20 protein-coding genes and 1 riboswitch are annotated in these 21,412 nt (G+C 67.7%); of the genes, 9 read left to right on the top strand and 11 right to left on the bottom strand.

From position 1 onward, the window contains the following. Positions 1-10: 10 nt before the first annotated feature. From cobM to ACREE8_RS01335, 6 genes are read right to left on the bottom strand one after another with little or no spacing between them, the layout of a single operon-like run. Positions 11-835 carry a precorrin-4 C(11)-methyltransferase gene (gene cobM / locus ACREE8_RS01360; protein ID WP_431571178.1) on the bottom strand — a complete coding sequence of 275 codons (825 nt, stop codon included), beginning with the start codon at positions 833-835 and terminating at the stop codon, positions 11-13. Continuing rightward, complete coding sequence (cobJ, locus tag ACREE8_RS01355) at positions 832-2,685, bottom strand: precorrin-3B C(17)-methyltransferase (RefSeq protein WP_431571177.1); 1,854 nt, start codon at positions 2,683-2,685, stop codon at positions 832-834. The genes cobM and cobJ overlap by 4 nt, the downstream gene beginning before the upstream one ends. Beyond that, positions 2,682-3,443, bottom strand: a complete 762-nt coding sequence (gene cobI, locus ACREE8_RS01350) for a precorrin-2 C(20)-methyltransferase (protein WP_431571176.1) — start codon at positions 3,441-3,443, stop codon at positions 2,682-2,684. The genes cobJ and cobI overlap by 4 nt, the downstream gene beginning before the upstream one ends. Then, on the bottom strand, positions 3,440-4,645 hold the full coding sequence (gene cbiE, locus ACREE8_RS01345; RefSeq protein ID WP_431571175.1) for a precorrin-6y C5,15-methyltransferase (decarboxylating) subunit CbiE: 1,206 nt from the start codon (positions 4,643-4,645) through the stop codon (positions 3,440-3,442). The genes cobI and cbiE overlap by 4 nt, the downstream gene beginning before the upstream one ends. Beyond that, entirely contained in the window at positions 4,642-5,289 is a 648-nt protein-coding gene (locus ACREE8_RS01340) for a precorrin-8X methylmutase (RefSeq protein WP_431571174.1), read from the bottom strand. The genes cbiE and ACREE8_RS01340 overlap by 4 nt, the downstream gene beginning before the upstream one ends. Before the next feature lie 29 nt (positions 5,290-5,318). Then, positions 5,319-6,407, bottom strand: coding sequence for a sirohydrochlorin chelatase (locus ACREE8_RS01335; RefSeq protein ID WP_431571173.1), 1,089 nt, complete (start codon positions 6,405-6,407; stop codon positions 5,319-5,321). Positions 6,408-6,550: 143 nt separating this feature from the next. Here ACREE8_RS01335 and cbiB point away from each other — a divergent pair, with 143 nt between their 5' ends. Then, positions 6,551-7,522 carry an adenosylcobinamide-phosphate synthase CbiB gene (cbiB, locus tag ACREE8_RS01330; RefSeq protein ID WP_431571172.1) on the top strand — a complete coding sequence of 324 codons (972 nt, stop codon included), beginning with the start codon at positions 6,551-6,553 and terminating at the stop codon, positions 7,520-7,522. Between the two features lie 13 nt (positions 7,523-7,535). Here cbiB and ACREE8_RS01325 read toward each other — a convergent pair whose 3' ends face one another. From ACREE8_RS01325 to cobU, 5 genes are all read right to left on the bottom strand, one after another. Continuing rightward, a complete protein-coding gene (locus ACREE8_RS01325) occupies positions 7,536-8,990 on the bottom strand; it encodes a cobyric acid synthase (protein WP_431571203.1) in 1,455 nt (484 codons plus the stop codon). Positions 8,991-9,150: 160 nt separating this feature from the next. Then, the gene (cobO, locus tag ACREE8_RS01320) at positions 9,151-9,768 is read right to left on the bottom strand and encodes a cob(I)yrinic acid a,c-diamide adenosyltransferase (RefSeq protein WP_431571171.1); all 618 of its coding nucleotides are present in this window, start codon (positions 9,766-9,768) and stop codon (positions 9,151-9,153) included. Beyond that, entirely contained in the window at positions 9,765-13,496 is a 3,732-nt protein-coding gene (gene cobN / locus ACREE8_RS01315) for a cobaltochelatase subunit CobN (protein WP_431571170.1), read from the bottom strand. Before cobN ends, cobO begins: the two co-directional genes overlap by 4 nt. A gap of 31 nt (positions 13,497-13,527) precedes the next feature. After that, positions 13,528-14,592 carry a cobalamin biosynthesis protein CobW gene (gene cobW, locus ACREE8_RS01310; protein WP_431571169.1) on the bottom strand — a complete coding sequence of 355 codons (1,065 nt, stop codon included), beginning with the start codon at positions 14,590-14,592 and terminating at the stop codon, positions 13,528-13,530. Continuing rightward, positions 14,589-15,146, bottom strand: a complete 558-nt coding sequence (gene cobU, locus ACREE8_RS01305; protein WP_431571168.1) for a bifunctional adenosylcobinamide kinase/adenosylcobinamide-phosphate guanylyltransferase — start codon at positions 15,144-15,146, stop codon at positions 14,589-14,591. The genes cobW and cobU overlap by 4 nt, the downstream gene beginning before the upstream one ends. Positions 15,147-15,172: 26 nt before the next feature. Beyond that, positions 15,173-15,355, bottom strand: a riboswitch (cobalamin riboswitch). A gap of 491 nt (positions 15,356-15,846) precedes the next feature. Between cobU and ACREE8_RS01300 the strand changes: the two genes are divergently transcribed. From ACREE8_RS01300 to ACREE8_RS01265, 8 genes are all read left to right on the top strand, one after another. Then, complete coding sequence (locus ACREE8_RS01300; RefSeq protein WP_431571167.1) at positions 15,847-16,077, top strand: hypothetical protein; 231 nt, start codon at positions 15,847-15,849, stop codon at positions 16,075-16,077. Between the two features lie 211 nt (positions 16,078-16,288). Next, positions 16,289-16,501, top strand: coding sequence for a hypothetical protein (locus ACREE8_RS01295; RefSeq protein ID WP_431571166.1), 213 nt, complete (start codon positions 16,289-16,291; stop codon positions 16,499-16,501). A gap of 195 nt (positions 16,502-16,696) precedes the next feature. Then, positions 16,697-16,924 (top strand): hypothetical protein, encoded by a 228-nt coding sequence (locus tag ACREE8_RS01290; protein WP_431571165.1) that lies wholly within the window; start codon positions 16,697-16,699, stop codon positions 16,922-16,924. Positions 16,925-17,308: 384 nt separating this feature from the next. Next, entirely contained in the window at positions 17,309-17,872 is a 564-nt protein-coding gene (locus tag ACREE8_RS01285; protein ID WP_431571164.1) for an RNA polymerase sigma factor, read from the top strand. Beyond that, positions 17,869-18,300, top strand: coding sequence for a hypothetical protein (locus tag ACREE8_RS01280; protein ID WP_431571163.1), 432 nt, complete (start codon positions 17,869-17,871; stop codon positions 18,298-18,300). Before ACREE8_RS01285 ends, ACREE8_RS01280 begins: the two co-directional genes overlap by 4 nt. Then, positions 18,294-18,737 carry a periplasmic heavy metal sensor gene (locus ACREE8_RS01275; protein WP_431571162.1) on the top strand — a complete coding sequence of 148 codons (444 nt, stop codon included), beginning with the start codon at positions 18,294-18,296 and terminating at the stop codon, positions 18,735-18,737. Before ACREE8_RS01280 ends, ACREE8_RS01275 begins: the two co-directional genes overlap by 7 nt. Before the next feature lie 26 nt (positions 18,738-18,763). Next, entirely contained in the window at positions 18,764-20,089 is a 1,326-nt protein-coding gene (locus ACREE8_RS01270) for a DUF1800 domain-containing protein (RefSeq protein WP_431571161.1), read from the top strand. Then, positions 20,086-21,381 (top strand): DUF1501 domain-containing protein, encoded by a 1,296-nt coding sequence (locus tag ACREE8_RS01265; protein ID WP_431571160.1) that lies wholly within the window; start codon positions 20,086-20,088, stop codon positions 21,379-21,381. Before ACREE8_RS01270 ends, ACREE8_RS01265 begins: the two co-directional genes overlap by 4 nt. Positions 21,382-21,412 lie beyond the last annotated feature (31 nt).

Genomic DNA, 21,412 nt, shown 5'->3' with positions numbered 1-21,412 from the left:
ATCGGATTCGTCACTCGGGAATTGCTGATTCTTTTCCTGCCGTGTTGAGCCGGTTCTTGGCTTTCTTGGCCGCGGCTTTCTTGCCGGGGCGCAGGATATGCTGATGCTCGGGATGATAGAGCCGGCTCTCCGAGAAGGAGTCGTTCTCGAACACGCGGCCGACGAAGATCAGCGCGGTGCGTGTGATCTTGCTGGCCTTGACCAGATCGCGAATGGTGGCGAGCGTGCCGCGGATCACGGCGGCATCGGGCCAGCCGACGCGGAACACCACCACCACCGGACAGTCGGCGCCGTAATTCGGCGTCAGCTCCGACACCACCCGATGGATATTGCGCACCGAGAGATGGATCGCAAGCGTGGCGCGCGAGGCACCCAGCGCCGCCAGCGCCTCGCCCTTCGGCATGGGCGAGGCCTTGCCCTCGGTGCGGGTGATGATGATGGTCTGGCTGACCTCGGGCAAGGTGAGCTCGGTCTTGAGGAGTGCGGCCGCCGCCGCGAAGGCCGGCACGCCCGGCGTCACGTCGTAATCGATGCCGAGCGCGTCGAGCCGGCGCATCTGCTCGGCGATCGCGCCATAGATCGAGGGATCGCCGGAATGGACCCGCGCCACATCCTGGCCTCTCTCGTGAGCCGTCCTCATATAGGCGACGATCTCGTCGAGCGTCAGCGGCGCTGTATCCACCACCAGCGCATCCTTGGGCGCATAGGCGACCACGGCTTCGGGCACCAGCGAGCCGGCATAGAGCTGCACCGGACAGCGCTCGATCAGCTTGCGGCCCTTGACGGTGATGAGATCGGGATCGCCTGGACCCGCCCCGATGAAATGAACCGTCATCGCGCGGCCCCTTCCTTGCGGATCAGCGGCGGCGCATCGGGGATATCTGTTGCGCGCTTGGCGGCATAGCCGCGCGGCGTATAGACCCACTGCCCGCCATCAGGGCGCGTCAGCGCACGACTTTGACTCGACCCGATCAGCACCACGGTCAACATATCGACCTGGTCGGGCGTCAGCGCCTCGAGTGTCGTGACTGTCACCGTCTCACCCTCGCGCCCCAGATTGCGCGCCAGCACCACCGGCACGCTGCCGGGCCGACCCTCGAGCAGGAGCTCCCGCGCTTTCACCAGCTGGTCACGCCGGCGTTGCGACACGGGGTTATAGAGCGCCACCACGAAATCGCCCGCGGCGGCCGCCTTCAGCCGCCGCTCGATGACGTCCCAAGGCGTCAGTAGATCGCTCAGCGAGATGGCGCAGAAATCATGGCCCAGCGGCGCCCCTGCGAGCGAGGCCGCCGCCTGCATCGCCGACACGCCCGGCAATCCCTTGACCTCGATCCGTTCCCAATCGGGATTGGCCCCGGTCTCGATCAGCTCGAACACGAGGGCACCCATCGCATAGATGCCGGCATCGCCCGAGCTCACCAGCGCCACATGCCGCCCTTCGGCCGCCAGATCGAGCGCCTTGCGCACGCGCTCGGTCTCCTCGCCCAGCGGGAAATCATGGCGCGTCTTGCCGGCGATCAGCGGCGCCACCAGGTCGAGATAAAGCCCATAGCCGACGATCTCCTCGGCGTCGCGCAGCGCGGCTTCCGCGCCCGCGGTGCGGCTCTCGGTCGAGCCCGGGCCGATCCCGACGATGGCGAGCCTGCCGCGCCCGCGCCCGAGCTGCATCGGATCGACGAGGCGCGGCGCCTCGGCGATGGCACAGGTCACGCGGCCCGTCTTGCGCTTGGGCGCCAGCAGGCGGCCGGCCTCGCCCACGCCGGCCAAGGCCGCGCCCTCGGCCACGCCATGGCAGCCGGTCTCGTTGAACACGACATCCGACGGGTTGGCGAGACGCGGCGTCTCGGCCTCGAGCCGTTCGGCCGGGAAGAAGCGTGCCGGCACGCCCAGCGAGACGGCAACAGCATGAACCGCGGGCTCGCCGGCCTTGAGTGCGATCGAGGCGACGCAGGCGACCGAATGCGGTGACAGCCCGGCGCCCGAGAGGGTCTGGCGCGCCAGCGCGATCGCTTCTTCGGGCGGTGCGCCGCGATCGCAACCGATGCCCAGCACCAACGTCGCCGGATGGACCAGAAGCGTGTCGCCGCGCGGGGCCTCGGTCTTGATCGTCGCGCGGATCGCCAGCTGGCCGCGCGCATCGAACGGCAGGCGTTTCAGCCAGTCGGCATCGTCGCGGGCCGCATCGATCTCGAGCCGGACGGGCTCCCCCGCCAGCAATCCGGCCATGATGCGCTTCGCCATCTCGGGATTGCCGAGACGCCAGCCCTCAGGCGGTTCGTCGATGCCGATGCCGAAGCGCAGATCGCCCGCGGTCGTCACCGCCGCATGGCCGCCCAGGGCGCTTGCGATCCGCCGCGCCATCTCATTGGCGCCATGATGCCCGCCGAGGAGCGGCACGATGCTGCTGCCATCCTCGGCGACAGCGATCACCGGCGGCTCGCTGCGCTTGTCGTCGAGGAGCGGTGCCAGCTTGCGGATCAGGATTCCCGCGGCACAGATCCCGATGATGGGGCGGCCGCCCTCGAACAGCTCGGCCAACTGCATCTCGAGATCGGAGAAGGTGACGTCGACCGCCTCGACGCGCGGCGCATAGCCGAACAGCTCCGCCCCGCCCAGCGCGTCGCGGATGCGATGGGCAACACCCAGCGCATTGGCCGTCAGCAGCACGATCCCCGGCAAGCTCACGAAGCCTCTCCCCGATTGTCCGTCGTCGCCATCGAGCGGTTGCTCCAGGCCTCCGCCCGCTTATGCACCAGCAGCATGGAGAAATAAGGAGCGCTTTCGCCATGCATTTCCGCGAGTGCCATGACTTTCTCACTGCCGAGCGTCGCACGTTCGACATAACGTGTGCGGTCGATCAGGTCCATCGCCTGCAGCACCCGGCGAACTTTGCCCAGATGCCGGCCGAGTTTCATGATGGCGGCCGCTTCGCAATCCTCCAGCCGGCGCGCGATCTCCGCCTCGGGCAGAGGGGCCGGGATCACGCTCAGCACGTCGTTACGCGCGGTGAGTGGCATGCCGGCCGCATCGGCGCAGGCCATGAGCGAGGAAACTCCCGGCACGATCCGCACCGGGCAGCGGCCGGAAAGACGACCATAGAGATATTGGAACGAGCCATAGAAGAAGGGATCGCCTTCGCACAAGACCGCGACCTCCCGGCCGGCCTTCGATTCCGCCAGGATCGCCGAGGCGGCGCGGTCGTAGATGTCGTCCTTCGGAAAGGCCCCGTCGCCCAGATTCATGCGGATGGCGATCTCCTTCTGCCCGCCCGGCAGATGCGGCGCCGCGATCTGGCGCGCGAAGCTGTCGCCGTCTTCGGGGGCCGGATAGGCGATAACGGCCGCCCGCTTCAGGATCGTGGCTGCCTTGATCGTCACCAGATCGGGATCCCCGGGCCCCAGGCCCAAGCCCCAGACCGTGCCGAAGCCATCCTTGGTGTTCATGGCTTCACCGCCGACAATTGCGTCACCGGCATCAGCGGCCGCCATGCCAGATGCGGTCCGACCGGCTCGGCGCGCTGGATCGCGATGCGCGTCAGCTCGCCCTCGCAGATCGCACGAAAGCCCGCGAGCCGCGCCTCGCTCTCGACCGTCACGGCATGCGCAACGAGCCTGCCGCCGGAAGGTAGCGCCGCCCAGCAACGTTCAATCAGGCCGGCAGTCGAGACGCCGCCGCCGAGGAAGATCGCGGTCGGCTGCGCCAGCCCGTCGAGGGCCGCGGGCGCCTTGCCTTTCACGATCTGAAGTTTCGGCACTCCAAGAGTCCGCATGTTGGTTTCGATCAAGGCGATGCGCTCCACCTCGTTCTCGATGGCGATGGCCCTGGCGCCGCGTGCCGCACGCATCCATTCGATCGCGATCGAGCCGCATCCGGCGCCGACATCCCATAGCAGGGCACCCGGCAGCGGCATCAGCTTCGCCAGCGCCGCCGCGCGGATCTCGCGCTTGGTGAGCTGGCCGTCATGCGCGAAAGCATCATCCGGCAACCCCGGAGTCCGGGCCGTCACCGCGACACTTGGCTCCGCGCGGCATTCGACGGCGACCGTGTTGAGATCCGCGGTCTGCCGGTCGCCCCAATCGGCGGCCTGGTTCTCGATCGCCGCCTCGGCGGGGCCGTCCATATGTTCGAGCGCCACCACGCGGCTGGCACCATAGCCCAGCTCGGTCAGTCGCCGCGCGATCAATGCGGGTGCCGCGCCATCGTCGGTCAGCATCAGCAGTCGGGCGCCTGGAAACACCGAACCGTTCAAAAGATCGAGCGGCCTGCCATGCAAGGTGAAGCAGTCCGTGTCGGAGAGCGACCAGCCGAGCCGGGCCGCGGCCAGGGTGAAGGCCGAGACCTGCGGCAGCACCAGCATCTCCTCCTGCGCCACGCGGCGCGCGAGGGTGACGCCGACGCCGAACCACATCGGATCGCCGCTGGCCAGCACCACCACCGGACGCCCCCGCCAGCGAAGGATCTCCTCGATGGTAAGCCGCAGCGGGCTCTGCCATGTCTGGCGCTCGGCCTTGCCGGCCGGCACCAGCGCCAGATGACGCTCGCCGCCGACGATGAGCTCGGCTCGGTCGATCAGGCCCCGCGCCTCGTCCGTGAGCCCATCGAGCCCACGTTCCGTCAGCCCGATGACCGAGAGCCAGCGGCTCATGATGCGTCTCCTTCGGGGAGGATCAGCGCGTTGACCGCCGCCGCCGCCAGAGCAGAGCCACCGCGACGACCGCGCAAAGTGAGATAGGGGATGCCGAGATCGGCCGCGATCAAGGCGTCCTTGGATTCAGCGGCACCGACGAAACCCACGGGAAATCCCAGGATCGCTGCCGGCCTGATGCCGTCGAGCTCGATCATCTCGAGCAATCGGAATAACGCCGTCGGCGCATTGCCGATCGCGACCAGCGCGCCGTCGAGCCGCTCGCCCAAGAGATCCATCGCCGCGGCCGACCGGGTATTGCCGATCTCGACCGCGCGTTCCTTGACGCCGGGCAACTCGATCGCCGCCACGATCTCGACGCCAGCCGGCAGATGGCGGCGCATGATGCCCGAAGCTACCATCGCGGCGTCGCACAGGATCGGCGCGCCGTGGGCGAGGGCCTTGCGGCTCGCCTCGACCAGATCCGGCGTCGCGGCCAGATCCTCGACCAGGTCGGCCATGCCGCAGGCATGGATGAGCCGCACCGCGACGCGCGCGAGGTCGCGCGGCAGGGCGGTCAGGGCGGGCCCTGCCTCCGCCTCGATGCGCGCGAAGGACTCCCGATAGATCGCCTGGGGGTCGCGTTCATAGCGATAGATCGCCATCGCCCTTGGTTCCTGTCTCGCCCGCCCGCTCAGTCCAGCGCTTCGGGATTGCGTCGCTGCGGCCCATGCCGGTGATTGGCATGGGGATGCGGCACATGGGCATGGCCGTGATCATGGCCATGATCCTGAGCGTGGCTATGCCCATGGTCGTGATGATGGCCGTCGCCATGGTGATGATGGTCGGCGACCGGCTTCAGCGGCAGCAGGCTGCCGCCTTGCGACGCACCATTCGGCGCATCCTTGTTGGTGCCGATGCCTTCGACATGATGGTGGTGGCTCTGCTGCGGCAGCCCGACCTCGGCCTCGAAGCCCAGCACCTGCTCGCGATATTTGCAGAGCCCGCAATTCATGTTGTTCTGCCCGATCAGGATCTCCTCGACCCGTTCGGCGAAGCAATCCAGCACGAAGGGATGGTCGTTGAGATAGCTGGCCTTGAGGAACTCGATCTCCGGATGGCGCTCGGCCATCTGGTCGGTGACGCGATAGATCCGCTTCACCAGCACGCCGGTGAAAAGGAAGTAGGGGAACACGATGATCCGCTTGTAGCCGAGCTTGACCGCATGCTCGAGGCCGGGGCCGACCAGCGGGAAGGTGACGCCGCTGTAACAGACCTCGCTCCAGCCGAAGCCCATGCCTTCCCATAGCATGCGCGCGACCTTGGTGATGTTGGAATTGGCATCGGAATCCGAGGTGCCACGCCCGACCACCATCAGCAGCGTGTCTTCGCGGGCGACCTTGTTCGGCGAACGCTGCTCGGCCTCCTCGATGCGCTGGCCGGCGGCCTTGAGGAGCTTGCTTTCGACCGCGAGCTCGCGGCCATAGCTGATCGTCAGGCCCTCGTGACGCGCGGCATATTCGTTGAGGACCGACGGCACGTCGTTCTTCACATGGCCGGCGGCGAAGAGCATCCCCGGGATCGCCAGGATCCGGTCGCAGCCTTTCGCGCGCAGCTCGTCGAGCCCGTCGCGGATGACCGGCCGCGCGAATTCGAGGAACCCGCTGCTGACCGGATATTGCGGCAGGCGCTGGGCGATGCCGGCCGCGACCGAGGCGAACTCCGCGATCGCCTCGTCGTCGCGGCTGCCATGGCCGCATACCATCACGCCGATCTTTCTCATCTCATCTCTCCCACCCGTTCTTGCGCCGACACGCGGCCCGGGACGGCCGCCGCCGTTGCTCTTATCAGAAACTTCATGCGCCGAACCTTTTGACCGGCGACCCGCGTTGACAGGTCGCAGGGTTCGCCCCCACGCTCCCGCTCATGTTCCTGGGGTCTCCAACCTTGCTGCCGGCGCTGCTCCTGGCCCTTGCCCTCGATGCCGGGCTGGGCGATCCCGCCTGGCTGTGGCAGCGCATTTCCCATCCCGTCGTGCTGGCGGGGTGGGCGATCGAGCAGCTCGACCGCGCGCTCAATCGCGACGAGGCGCCGGATCTGCACCGGCGCATCGCCGGCGTCGCCGCGCTCTCGATCCTGATGGCCGCCAGCTTCGGCATCGGCCTGCTGATCCACGCTGTGTTGAATCAATTTTCCTGGGGCTGGCTGATCGAAGCCGCCCTCATGGCCACCCTGCTGGCGCAGAACAGCCTCTATCGCCACGTCGAGGCGGTCGGCCGGGCGCTTGCCACCGGCAATCTGATGGAGGCCCGCGAGGCCGTGCGCCATATCGTCGGCCGCGATCCCGAGAGTCTCGACCGCCCCGCCGTGGCGCGGGCCGCGATCGAATCGCTGGCGGAGAATTTCGCCGATGGCGTGGTGGCGCCGCTGTTCTGGGGCCTGCTGTTCGGCCTGCCGGGCATGATGGCCTACAAGGCCGCCAATACCGCCGACAGCATGATCGGCCATCGCACCCAGCGCCACGAGGCTTTCGGTTGGGCCGCGGCGCGCTTCGACGATCTGCTCAATCTGGCGCCGGCAAGGCTCGCCGGTTTGCTGATCGCGCTGGCCTCCTTCCGAAGCTTCGGCGATTCCGTCAGGGTCATGCTCAAGGACGCGCCGCGCCATCGTTCGCCCAATGCGGGCTGGCCGGAAGCGGCCATGGCGGGCGCGCTCGAGATCGCGCTGGCGGGCCCGCGCACCTATTACGGCGGCCGCGTCGGCGACAGCCATTGGGTCAATGAGGACGGGCGGCGCGAGCTCGGTCCGACCGACATCCGCAATGCCCTCGCCCTCTATTTGCGCGCCTGCCTGATTGAGGCGGCGCTGGTGGCGCTGCTCTGGGTCCTGATCCGATAGCATCGGCTTCGTCTCACGCACCGCGGGCGATCTCCCAGATACGGTCGAGATCCACATGGGCGCCGATATGGGCGGCCAGCGCGTCGAGCGTGGCGTCGACCTCGGCCTCGAAATCGGGGCCCAGCGCCACATTGCCGCCGACCAACCGGCGCAGCAGCGCGCGTCGATAGCCGTCGGCCGCGAAGAGGCCATGGAGATAGCAGCCCATCACGCGGCCGTCGGCGGAGACCGCGCCGTCGGGCCGTCCCTCGAGATCGAGCATCGGGCGCTTGAGGTCGGTCCCGTCGGTCGCGCCGACATGCATCTCATAGCCCTTCACCGCCTCGCCGGTGGAACGCTCGCGGCCCGAAGCCTCGGTCAGGGTCTTGCTGCGGCCAAGCTGCGTGTCGAGATCGAGCAACCCCAGACCTTCCTCCTCGCCCGGCGGCCCTTCGATGCCATAGGGATCGGCGACGCGCCGCCCCAGCATCTGATAGCCGCCGCAGACCCCGATCACGCGCCCGCCGCGACGGATATGCGATTTGAGATCGGTGTCCCAGCCCTCGGCCTTGATCATGCGCAGATCGGCGATGGTGGATTTGGAGCCCGGCAGCACGATGAGATCGGCATTGCCCGGCAGCGCCTCGCCCGGCGGCACGATCACGAGGCGCACCGAGGGCTCGGCGCGCAGCGGGTCGAGATCGTCGAAATTGGCGATGCGATTGAGCATCGGCACCGCGATCGTGACGAAGGCGCCGGCCTCGCTGGCGCCATAGCGCGGCAGCACAACCGCATCCTCGGCGGGCAGCTTCATCGCGCGCGGCCAGAATGGCAGCAGCCCCAGCGCCGGCAGCCCGGTCCGCTCGGTGATGATCTTCATGCCCTCGGCGAAGAGCGTCGGATCGCCGCGGAATTTGTTGATGATGAAGCCCTTGATGCGTTCGCGTTCGGAGGGTGGCAGCAGGGCCGCGGTGCCCACCAGGCTCGCGATCACCCCGCCGCGGTCGATATCGCCGATCAGCAGCACCGGAACATCCGCTGCCTCGGCGAAACCCATATTGGCGATATCGCCTTCGCGCAGATTGACCTCGGCCGGGCTCCCCGCCCCTTCGACCAGCACCAGATCGGCTTCCGCCGACAGCTTGCCGAAGCTCTCCAGCACGGCGGGCATCAGGGTCGGCTTCAGCGCGTGATAGTCGCGCGCATTGGCCTTGCCATAGATGCGGCCCTGCAGCACGACCTGTGCGCCCACTTCGCTCTGCGGCTTCAGCAGCACCGGGTTCATATGGACCGACGGCTTCACCCCGCAGGCACGCGCCTGCAGGGCCTGGGCCCGCCCGATCTCGCCACCCTCTTCGGTCACCGCCGCGTTGTTCGACATGTTCTGCGGCTTGAACGGCCGCACCTTCAAGCCTCGTTTCGTGAAAGCACGCGCCAGCCCCGCCGTCAGCAATGACTTGCCGACGTCCGAGCCTGTGCCCTGCAGCATGATGGCGGGAGTCTTCACCGAGAACCCCCCTCCCTAACCCTCCCCCTCGAGGGGGGAGGGGATAAGAACGTGAACGAGAGCGACGCCGAAGGAATCTCCGCCCCCTCCCCTTGCGGGAGGGGGTAGGGGGAGGGGTGCCGGTGAGGCAATGTCCAGATCTTCAAAACTCGATCCCCGCCTGCGCCTTCACGCCGTCGCGGAAGGGATGCTTGATCATGGTCATCTCGGTCACGAGATCCGCCGCCTCGATCAGCGCGTCGGGCGCATTGCGCCCCGTCACCACCACATGCAGGTCGGGGCGCTTGCGCTTCAGCGTCTCCACCACCTCGGCGACCGGCAGATGGTCGTAGCGCAGGCAGATATTGAGCTCGTCCAGCAGCAGCATCTTGATCTCGGGGTCGGCCATCTGCCGCTTGGCCTCGGCCCAGGCGGCCTCGGCGGCGCGGATGTCGCGCGCCCGGTCCTGCGTGTCCCAGGTGAAACCCTCGCCCATCGCCTTGATGGTCACGAGTTCGGGGAAGCGCTCCAGCACGGTGCGCTCGCCCGTCTCCCATTTGCCCTTCACGAACTGCACCACGGCGCTCTTCATGCCATGGCCGACGCAGCGCATGACCATGCCGAAGGCGGCACTCGACTTGCCCTTGCCCTTGCCGGTATGGACGATCAGCAGGCCCTTCGAGAGGGTCTTGGTCGCCATCATCCGGTCGCGCGCTTCCTTGCGCTTGGCGGATTTCTCATTCGCCTGCCGGATCGCATCGGTGTCCTCGACGCCACTCATGCCCTGCCCTCCCTGATCGCATCCAGCCGCGCATGCACGCTGTTGGCCCGTGGCTTCCATAAGCCCCGCTCGATCGCTTCGTTGAAACGTTCCGCCATCTCGCGGCCCGCCGCCGGATTGGCCTCGCGGATGAAGCCCGCCACCTGGTCGTCGACCAGATAGGCCTCGTAGAGCGCCTCGAAATGATGATCGCCGACGGCGCCGGTGGTGGCCGCAAAGGCGAAGAGATAATCGACCGTCGCCGCCATCTCGAAGGCGCCCTTATAGCCATGGCGCATCACGCCGGCGATCCATTTGGGATTGGCGGCGCGGCCGCGCACCACTCGCGCGATCTCTTCTTCGAGCCGGCGCACCTTCGGCGTCTCGGGGCGCGAATGGTCGTTGTGATAGACCACCGGCTTGCGGCCCGAGAATTCCTTCACCGCCGCCGCGAGCCCGCCCTCGAACTGGTAGTAATCGTCGCTGTCGAGCAGGTCATGCTCGCGATTATCCTGGTTGTGCAGCACGCCCTCGATCTGTGAGAGCCTTGTCTCGAACAACCCATGCGCGGCTTCACCTTCGCTGCCGCTGCCATAAGCATAGCCGCCCCAGGCGACATAGGCGCGGGCGAGATCGCCGCTGTCGCGCCAGCCGCGCTCGTCGATCAGGGCCTGCAGGCCCGCGCCATAGGCGCCCGGCATCGAGCCGAAGATGCGGAAGCCCGCGCGCCGTTCGGCCGCTTCCGGCGTGGCGCCTTCGGCCAGCAGCCGGCTGCGTTCGGCAGCAACCCGTGCCGCGAGCGGATTCTCCGCCGGCGTCTCCTCGAGCGCCGCCACCGCGCGCGCCGCGCTGTCGATCAAATCGACCTGCGCCGGAAAGGCGTCGCGGAAGAAGCCCGAGATGCGGAAAGTCACATCGACGCGCGGCCGGCCCAGGAGCGTGATCGGCAGGACCTCGAACCCGGCGATGCGCGCAGAGCCGGTGTCCCAGCGCGGCCGCACGCCCATCAGCGCCAGGGCTTGCGCGATATCGTCGCCGCCGGTGCGCATATTGGCGGTGCCCCAGGCCGACAGCGCCAGGCTCGTCGGCCAGGCGCCATGTTCCTGCCGATAGCGCTCGATCAGCATCGAGGCCGATTTCCAGCCGAGTTGCCAGGCAGCCGGCGTCGGCACGCAGCGCGTATCGACCGAATAGAAATTGCGCCCCGTCGGCAGCACCTCGAGCCGGCCGCGCGTCGGCGCGCCCGACGGGCCGGGCGCCACGAAGCGGCCATCGAGGCCTGCCAGCAGCGCATCCGTCTCCGCGCGACCGCAGGCCTCGACCTGCGGCGCCAACGTCTCGCGCATGAAACCCAGCACGGCTTTCGTACGCGTCCATTGCGCCGCCGGCTCGATCTCGCCCGCCACCAGCTTTAGCGCCAGCAGCTCCAACCGTTCGACGGTGTCGCCCTGATGGCGCCAGGTCCCCGGCCCTTCCAGGATTGCGGGCCGCGGGCCCGTCCAGGCCTGCGCCCAATCCGCATCGAGCGGATCGAAGCCTTCGCCCAGCTCGAGATCCTTCGCCAGCGCGCGCAGGATCGATTGATCGGCGCCCTCGCCCTTGCCGCGCGGCACCCGCGCCAGCGCCACCAGCAGCGCATCGCGCAAGCTGCCAGTGGGACTGTGGCCGAACACATGCAGGCCGTCGCGGATCTGCAGTTCCTTGATCTCGCAGAGATGGCTGTCGAGCTTGACCAGCGCGCTGTCGGCCGCTTCGTCGGCCGCGATGTTGCAATCCTTGTCGAGCCCGAGCCGGCGCGTGAGATCGAGGATCTGGTCGCGCAGCAGCTTGCAGCGGCGCGGATCGAGTCCCGAGGCTTCATAATATTCATCGACCAGCCGCTCCAGCTCCTCGAGCTGGCCATAGCTCTCGGCCCGCGCCAGGGGCGGCGTCAGATGATCGAGGATAACGGCGGCGCTGCGCCGCTTGGCCTGGCTGCCTTCGCCAGGGTCGTTGACGATGAAAGGATAGAGCTGCGGCAACGGCCCCAGCGTCGCCTCGGGCCAACATTCTTCCGAGAGCGCCAGCGCCTTGCCCGGCAGCCATTCGAGATTGCCATGCTTGCCGACATGGACGACGGCATGAGCCGCGAAGCCGCGCCGCAGCCAGCCATAGAAGGCGAGATAACCATGCGGCGGCACCAGCGCCGGATCGTGATAGCTCGCGACCGGATCGATGTTGTAGCCGCGCGCCGGCTGCACCGCGACGACGAGATTGCCTTCCATGAACCCCGGCAGATGGAACTCACCCTCGGCAAAGAAAGGATCGCGCTCGGGCGCACCCCAGCGTGCCGTCACCGCCTCTTGCACGGCGCGCGGCAGGCTCTCGAGGAATTGCCGATAATCGGCCAGCGGCCAACGGATCTGCGCGTCGCCGCGACGCCCGCTGTTGGTCGGGCCTTGGAGCAGCCGCGCCATCAGGGCGGCGCCATCGCTAGGGCTGCCGCCAACGTTGTAACCCGTCCTTACCAAGGACGTGATCAAGCCGGCGGCACTGGCCGGCGTGTCGAGCCCGACGCCATTGCCGATGCGCCCATCGCGGTTGGGATAATTGGCGAGAATGAGCGCCACCCGGCGCGAGGCGGGCGCCGTTCGCCGCAGCCGCGCCCAGCCCGCGGCGAGATCGGCCACGAAATCGAGACGGTCCTTGACCGGCCGCTGGGTGACGATGCCGCATTGGGTCGCCTCGTCGCGCCGCGCTTCCGCCTTGAAGGCGACGGCGCGCGTCAGGATGCGCCCATCGACTTCCGGCAGCGCCACATGCATGGCGATATCGCGTGCGGCCAGCCCGTTCGTGCCCTCGCGCCACTCGGCCTCGCCGCCCGAGGACAGCACCACCTGGAACACCGGGCAATCGGCGCCATCGAAGGGCGTGGCGATACGGACGGCACCCGGTTGCGACAAGGCGAAGGCGGTCGCGTTGAGGATCACGTCGGGCTTGACCTCGGCCGAGAGCTTCTCGATCAGGCCCGACGCCAGCGGATCCTTGAGGCTCGCCACATGCACCGGCAGCGCATCGAGCCCAGCGCGACCCAGCGCCTCGATCAGCCCATTGATCGCGTCAAGCTGACCCGCCTGCAGCAACGCGCGATAGAACACGACAAACGCCACCGGCCGTCCGCCTTGCCAGCACGCCCGCAGATCATCCAAGCCGGGCTCGGTGAGGCCCGGCCCGTAGAGCCCGGCCTTCAGCAGCGGCTTGGGCTCGCGCCAGGGCCGGCCATGGCCGATCAGGCCCGCCGCATAATCCAGCATCTGGCCGGCATTCTCGATGCCGCCCTCGACCAGATAGCGCCAGAGCCGGTCCAAGGCCTCGGCCGGCAAGGTCGAGCGGCGCGCCAGCTCGGGATCGGGTTTGTCATCGCCCGGCAGGAAGGCGACCGCGATGCCGCGCTCGCGCGCCAGCGCCGACAATTGCTCCACACCATAGGGCCAATAGCGCTCGCCGCCCAGCAGGCGAACGATCACCAGGCGCGCCTGGGCGAGCGTCTTCTCGAGATAGAGATCGACCGACATGTTGTGGCCGAGGAACAGCAGATTGGCGAGCCGCAGGCTGGGCGCCCCCGCGCCTTGCAGACGGTGCGCCTCGGCGAGACAGGCCAGCTCGGTGTCGGCCGCCGACAAAAGGACGATCTCGCCCGGCGTCTGCAGCAGATCGACCGCCGACATGCCGTCGGCGATCGTCCCGGGACGTGCGGCGAGAAGATGCATGAGCTGTCGCGAACCCCGACCGGCTGCCGGATCAGGCGGCGCCGAGCGCGGCCGCGATCGCGGCGCGGTCGAGCCCCTTGAGCCCGATCACCACCAGCCGGCTGTCGCGCGCCTCGTCCGCCGCCCAGGGCCGATCGTAATAATGCTGCAGCCGCGCACCCACGCCTTGCAGCAAGAGACGCATCTCCTTGCCGCCGACGGCGAGGAACCCCTTCACCCGCAGGATGTCGTGGCGTTCGATCAGGGGCTTGAGGCGTGCGAGCAATTCCTCGGGCGTGCGCAGCATCGGCAAGGTCAAGGAGAAGCTCTCGAAATCGTCATGGTCGTGATCCTCGCCCTCGAGCTCGTGATGCGAGGGCCGCGACGCCAGATCGTCTTCGGCCGCGGCCTCGATGCCCAGCAGCGTCTTGGCATCGATCCGCCCGAAGCTTGCCGGCAGGATCTTCACCGCGCGGCCCAGCTCGGCATTGATCGCTGCCTCGGCCTTCGCCCGCATCGGCCCATCCATGAGGTCGATCTTGTTCAGCACCACCAGATCGGCGCAGGCGATCTGGTCCTCGAACACCTCGGCCAGCGGGCTTTCATGATCGAGCGCCGCGTCGGCGGCGCGCTGGCGATCGACCGCGGCCGGATTTTCGGCAAAGCGTCCCGCGGCCACGGCCGGCCCGTCCACCACCGCGATCACGCCGTCGACCGTGACGCGCGCGCGCACTTCCGGCCAGGCGAAGGCCTTCACCAGCGGCTTGGGCAGCGCCAGGCCCGAGGTTTCGATCACGATATGCTCGGGCGGATTCGGACGGTCGAGCAGCGCCTCGATGGTGGGCAGGAAATCGTCGGCGACCGTGCAGCAGATGCAGCCATTGGCCAACTCGACGATGTTCTCCTCGGGGCAGCCTTCGATGGCGCAGGCCTTGAGGATGCTGCCATCGACGCCGAGCTCGCCGAACTCGTTGATGACCAGCGCCAGCCGGCGCCCGTTCGCCGACTTGATCAGGTTCTGGATCAGCGTGGTCTTCCCCGCCCCCAGAAATCCGGTGACGATGGTGGCGGGAATGCGCGCCCGACTTAGCGAAACGAGCGGCGGCTTGACGATCATTTCGGCAATTCTCCTTTGAGGGCTAGCGGCAGACCGGCGGCGATGAAGATCACGCGGTCGGCGACAGCGGCGACATGTTGATGGAGGCGACCCGCATGGTCGCGGAAGGCACGGGCAAGCGAGCTCTCCGGCACGATGCCGAGCCCCACCTCGTTCGATACCAGCACGACCGGGCCGCCGGGCCGCTGGATCGCGGCGCAAAGCGCTTCGGTCGCGCCATCGATGTCGTGCTCCTGCTCCATGAGATTGCTGAGCCAGAGCGTCAGGCAATCGACCAGCAAGACGCCGCTTTCGGCGCGGATCGCTGCCGGCAGATCGAGGGGTGCCTCGCGCGTGACCCAGCCGGGCCCACGCTGCTCGCGATGGAGGCGGATGCGCTCGACCATTTCGGCATCGCCCGCTTCGGCGGTCGCGATATAGGTCCGCGGATTCGCGTTGGCGAGCAGCGCCTCGGCATAACGGCTCTTGCCCGAACGCGCACCACCCAGCAGAAGAACGCTGCCGGTGAGACTCAGGCCGGACGATGACGATTGAAGCCCTGCAGAAACGCGCATCAGGCCTCCCCTCCCTCCGAGGATCGGTGTTCTGGATCGGCCAAACAGGTTTCCTGGCTCGCGGGTTGTCGGCCGACGGCGCCTTCCCAGCTCCCGACATCGGGAACCAGTGGCTTTACATGCCGTCGGGCCTCGCCGCTCACAGTTGCGGGGGCAGCGCCGGAATCGACCGGCTTCCCTGGCTTGGACCGGGGCCGAACCTACAGGAACCCTCCCCCCAAGGCCAGCGCCGAACCCCCTTGGCCGGCGCGCCGGCGCAGGGTTTGGCCGGCCATGCCGTGAACCTTGGGTGGCTTCCCCTGGAACCACCTGAAAGGCCCTCTGCCGACGGGCTTTTCTGGGTTTGTTCCGAAGCGCGAGCAGACCTGGAATGGAACGGCAGGGCCCTCGCGGTCGGGCATCAGTCCGGCGACTGAATGGCTGCCCCGCCCGATCGTGACTTGGCCCTGCCCAGGCGGGACCGCCGGTCATTCCCCCCGCGGTCCCGCCGCCCCTCCTCAAACCAGGGGCACTAAGAATCACGTCGAAGTCATCCTCCTGCGGTTTCGGCATTGGGATGAAATCGCCTCGCCCGACATGACCTTGCGGTAATCAGGGCTGCAGACACATCGCCTCACTTGCGATGTCGGTAAGGCTCGCCACCTCTCGCGGCGGGGGCCCATCGCCGCCGGAACTCCGGTGCCAACTACAGAGGTCAATCGTGATTCGCTCATTCACTCTGCTTCCCGCCCTGGTCATTCTCTTCGGTCTCGGCGGCGCGAGCCTCGCCATGGCTGCCAATGCCAGCAGCGACAAGCCCAACAAGTCGCAGGCTGCGCAGACCGACGTGCACGAAGCCAAGACCACCACGAAGGCCGTGACTTCCGATCCCAACTCCAGCATCTGCACCAACACCGCGACGACGGAAAATTGCACCGCTCAGGGCAATTGATCTCGATCTGAAGCACGGAACAGCGGGACCGGCAGGAAACAGCTCTGCCGGTCCCGTTTCGCGTGAGGTCGGATTCCTTCTCCCAACGTGACCTCGCCGTGAAATGGAAGACACAAAGGCCGAAACGCCTTGAGCCTTCGGCACGGCTCGCCATCTCTCGAAAGGGGTCGCCAATCCACCGGAAATCCGGTGCTGAGAAATGAGGTCCATCATGACTCGCTCATCGACTCTGCTCCCCGCTCTCGTCGTTCTCTTCGGCCTCGCAGGCGCAAGCCTCGCCATGGCGGACGATGCGAGCTCCACCAAGACGACGGCATCGCCGTCCGTGAACAAGACCACGGACAAGTCGACCTCTCAGTCCAACTCCTGCGATACCGCCCCGATGTATGAGAGGCCGGACTATTGCCACCCCCGCGGCGGCTGATCGTGATGGCGCCGCCGACGGCGAACATGCCTGTCGGCTCTGCCCTCTTTTTGGGGAGTTCTCCCCGCTCAACATGGCCACACGGTGAATTAGAAGACAGGCCGGCGAGCTCGCCTTGAGCCCCTATCCGCCCACGCCAATCTTCAGACAGGCGAGCAAGCCTCGCCGAAATGCCGGTGGCAACCATCGAGGTCTATGATGATTCGTGCATCCACACTGATCCCCGCCTTCCTGCTCACCGCCGGGCTGGCCATGTCCGGCTATGCGGCGACCCAGGCATCGAACGACAATCTCGCATCGCCTGGCCATGCGACGGTCGCCGTCGCCGCCAACGATTGCGTCGGCAATAGCCAGCCTGACCCGCAGGATTGCTATCCGCCCAATCGCCAGGGAAAGCGCGACTTTCTGAAGCACTCCGCTTGAACACGTAGCCCGCAGAGAGAGTGTCGCCGCCAGGGCATCACCCGGCGAAACACTTCCTCTTTATGGTTAAAAGAACGGGACTGCCCGGAACCCCACCGGCAGTCCCGTTTTTATTGCTTTTCAGGCGCTTCACCTAAATAAGGCGAAATCTTGTCAGGAACGGCGCAGGGCTTGGGAGCCTGCCGCGTGAATAGGTCCAGATGCCGGTTGTTGGTAAGGAGAGCCTCCTCGGTGGTCCCGGTTTCCTATTTTGTTCCGGCGATTGACTATCGGCCTCGCGGGTGAGCGACTTTGTCCGCCCAATCGCGAGCCGCCGTCATGCCCTGGCGCGTTGATACTGTTCGAGACGCCCCTGATGACGGTCTTGCCACAACCGGAGAAGCGATGGACCCGGCCGAGGACGAAGAATTGATGCTGGCGAGCGGGCGCGGCGATCGTGCCGCCTTCGCGAAGCTGGTCCGCAACCATCTGGGACGCTCGAACGCGATTGCCGTGCGCATGCTCGGCAGCGCGGCCGAGGCTGAAGAGGTGGTGCAGGAGGCCTTTCTGCGGGTTTGGCAGAAAGCGCCTACCTGGCGGAAAGACGGCGGTGCGCGCGTATCGACCTGGCTGGCGCGCGTGATCGTCAATCTCTGTATCGACCGGCGCCGGCGGGCGCGGACCGTACCGTTGGAGGAAGTGCCCGAGATGGCCGATAGCGCACCCGGCGCCGATGACGTCCTGGCTTTGGAAGAGCGTCGCCAGCGCGTCGCGACGGCACTGGCCGAGCTGCCCGATCGGCAGCGCGCGGCGGTGGTGTTGAGCTACTACGAAGGACTGAGCAATGCGGAAGTGGCCGGCGCGCTGGAAATCAGCGTCGGCGCCGTGGAATCGCTGCTGGTGCGAGCGCGCCGCAGCCTCGCCGGGTTGCTTGCCGATCTGGCCCGGACGGAAGGAGTCGTGACATGAATGCAAAACGCCTCGAGCAGATCCTCGCGGCCTATGGCGCCAAGTCGGAGCGCTGGCCGGAGGCGGAACGCCCGGACGCATTGGCGCTGCTGGCGCACGACGCGCCGGCCCAGCAATTGCTGCGCGATGCCCGCCGGCTCGATGGCCTGCTCGACAGCCTGCAGGCACTCGAACCCACGTTCGACGCTGCGAGCCTGGCGGCGCGGTTGAGCGAACGCCCGCAAGAGATGACGAACGTTCGATCGCTCGCCGCGTCGCGCGCTCGCTGGCGCATCCCTTTCATCATGCCGAACCTCATCGGTCTCGCCGCCGCGGCGGTCGCCGGCTTCTGGATCGGTTGGACCAACCCCGGCACCGAGAACACACAGGTTGCGGAACTCGTGCCCTATGTCGCCGATATGGGCGATGAGGAGAGTTTGCCATGGTAGATTTCCTGCGGCGCAACGCCAATTGGCTCGCGGTCGCGCTGCTCGTCTCGCTCGGCGCCAATCTCTTTCTCGGCGGCATGATGGCCGGCCGTCTCCTGCATCACGGCATGGGCGGCCCCCGCATGGAGATGATGGGCGGCGCCGGCCAGGTGAATTGGATCGTCAAACGCATCGCCGAGGATCTGCCGGCAGCGCAGCAGGACGTTTTTCGCGATGCCATGAACGCGCGTAAGGATCAGCTCGTCGCCATGGGCAAGGAACTGCGCGAGGCGCGCGAGGCGGTCAAGGCCGCGATCCAGACGAAACCCTTCGACCGCGCGGCCTATGACAACGCCGCGACCGCGATGAGCCAGCGCCAGACCACCTTCAGTGCCGAACTCGCCGATGCCGTTGGCGATTCCATGGAACTCGCCGCCGGTAAGCCGGTGGCAAACTAGCCGCCAGCCCCGGGGCTCGAGCCGCGATGGCCACGACCTTGGGATTTCACGCGGTCGCGCGCTTCGGGCTCGGTGCGCGCAGCGGCGAAATCGAAGCCGCGAGCGCGGACCCTCGAGGCTGGGTCCTGGCCCAGCTCGGCGACCGGGCGGCGCCCTCGGCGCTCTCCGATATGCCGACAGGTCAGAGCCTCGCCGCCGAGCTGGTGAGGGCGCTCAATCGCGGGCCTGAATCCCTGCAGCAGACGATCAAGGGCGCCGCCCGCGAGCAGTTCATCGCCGAGATCGGTGCGCGGGCCCGTCTGCAAATCGAGACCGCCGCCCCCTTCTACGAGCGGCTGGTCGCGTTCTGGTCGAATCACTTCACCGTCTCGATCGCCAAGCCCGCGGTCCTGGGATTGGCTGGCGCCTTCGAGCGCGAGGCGATCCGCCCGCATGTCACCGGGAAATTCGCCGACCTCCTGCTCGCGGTGCTGCGCCACCCCGCCATGCTGATCTATCTCGACAATGCGCAGTCGGTGGGTCCGCACTCCCGCGCGGGCCTCAATGGCAAGCATGGCATCAACGAGAATCTGGGCCGCGAGGTGCTGGAGCTTCATACACTGGGCGTCGATGGCGGCTACGGCCAGGCCGATGTCGAAGCCTTCGCCCGGATGCTCACGGGCTGGTCCATCGGCGGCAAGCGCGGCGGCATCGTCGGCGCGTTCAATTTCTATCCGCAGCTTCACGAGCCCGGCGCCAAGATCCTGCTCGGAAAGACCTACGCCGAAGGCGGCGAGGACGAGGTCGAGCGCGCCGTCGAGGATCTGGCGCGCCATCCGGCGACGGCGCATCACCTCGCGCTCAAATTCACCCGTCATTTCGTGGCCGACGATCCGGCAGAGGATTTGGTCGAGCGCGTCGCGCATCGTTATCTCGACAGCGACGGCGATCTGGGAGCGCTGGCGAGCTTCGTCGTGATGCAGCCCGAGGCCTGGGCCCAGCCGCTCGCCAAGATCAAGACCCCCAACGAGCTGATGATCTCGGGGTTGCGCGCCTTGGGCCGCACGCCTGAGCCCAAAGCCGTGGCGGGCTCGCTCAAGGCCATGGGACAAATCCCCTTCAATGCGCCCTCGCCCGCCGGCTGGCCCGATCGCGCCGAAGGCTGGGTCGGCCCCGAAGCACTGTTGCAGCGTGCCGATTGGGCCATGGCGGTTGCGCAACGCATTCCGCAGGGGCCTCGACCCGTGCAGCTGCTCGATCTCGCGCTCGGCCCCGCCGCCAGCGCCACCACCCGTCAGGCGATCGAGCGCGCGCCCTCGCCCGCCGACGGATTTGCGCTCGTTCTGGCCGCACCGGAGTTCCAGCGCCGATGAAACCCATGATCCCCGTTCCGCTGACGCGCCGTCGCCTTTTGATCGGCGGCGCCATAGTGTTCGCAGGCCTGGCGATGCCGGGCTCGATCAGGCTCGCCTTCGCCGATGCGCCGACGGAGCGCCGCTTCGTCCTGATCATTCTGCGCGGCGCGCTCGACGGCCTCGCTGCCGTGCCGCCCTACGCCGATCCCGATTATGCGAGCCTTCGTGGCGCGCTCGCTTTCGGCAAGCCCGGCGAGCAGGCGGGCGCCCTCGATCTCGACGGTCGCTTCGGCCTGAACCCGGCCCTGGCGCCGTTGCTGCCGATGTGGCAAGCGCGGGAACTCACCGTGCTCCACGCCGCCGCCACGCCCTATCGCGACCGTTCGCATTTCGACGGGCAGAATCTCCTGGAAAACGGCACGCGGAGGCCGAACGGTGCGCCGGATGGCTGGCTCAACCGGGCGCTCGCGACGCTCGGCAATGGCGATCGGCGCCTGGGCCTCGCCGTCGGCGAGGTCGTGCCGCTGGTGCTGACGGGCGGCACGCCTGTCGCTTCCTGGGAACCCGCCGGCCTGTTGCCGGAAGCCTCGCCGGATTTCCTGGCGCAGCTGGCCTCGCTCTATCGGACCGATCCCCTGCTGGGGCCGGCGCTGAGCAATGGCATCGATGCCCAGCGCCTCAGCGACGAGGTGATGAGCAGCGGAACCGATGGCTTGGCGATGGGCGGCGGCATGGCCGTGGCGACGACCGCTGCCGATCCCGGCAACGGCCCCAACCCGAAGCTGCGTCCGGCCAATCTGATGGCCCAGGCCGCCGAGGGCGCCGGCAAGCTCCTCGCCGATGCGCGCGGGCCGCGGATCGCCGTGCTGGAAGCCGGCGGCTGGGACACCCATGCCAATCAGGGCCTCATGACCGGACGCCTGGCAACGGCGCTGGGCGGGCTTGCCGACGGCATGGTCGCCCTCAAGCGCGGGCTGGGCACGGCCTGGAGCGAAACCGTGGTCGTCGTCGTCACCGAGTTCGGCCGCACCGCGGCGCCCAATGGCACCGGCGGAACCGATCATGGGACGGGAACGGTCGCCTTGCTCGCCGGCGGACGCGTCGCGGGCGGGCGGGTGATCACGGCCTGGCCGGGCCTCAGTCCCGACAAGCTCTATCAGGGACGCGATCTGGCGCCGACCCTGGATCTGCGCGGGCCTTTGAAGGCGGCATTGGCCGCGCAGTTCGACATCGACGAGGCGACCTTGTCGCAGCGCGTCTTTCCCGACAGCGCCGCGGTCGAGCCGAAGGACGGACTGATCGCAAGCTGAAGCGCCGCGGTCTTTCCGGCGTTGTCCCGAT

Origin of the sequence: Hypericibacter sp. (assembly GCF_050729195.1) — a bacterium.
Taxonomy (GTDB): Bacteria; Pseudomonadota; Alphaproteobacteria; order Dongiales; family Dongiaceae; genus Hypericibacter.
This window is presented reverse-complemented; position numbering and strand designations above follow the sequence as displayed.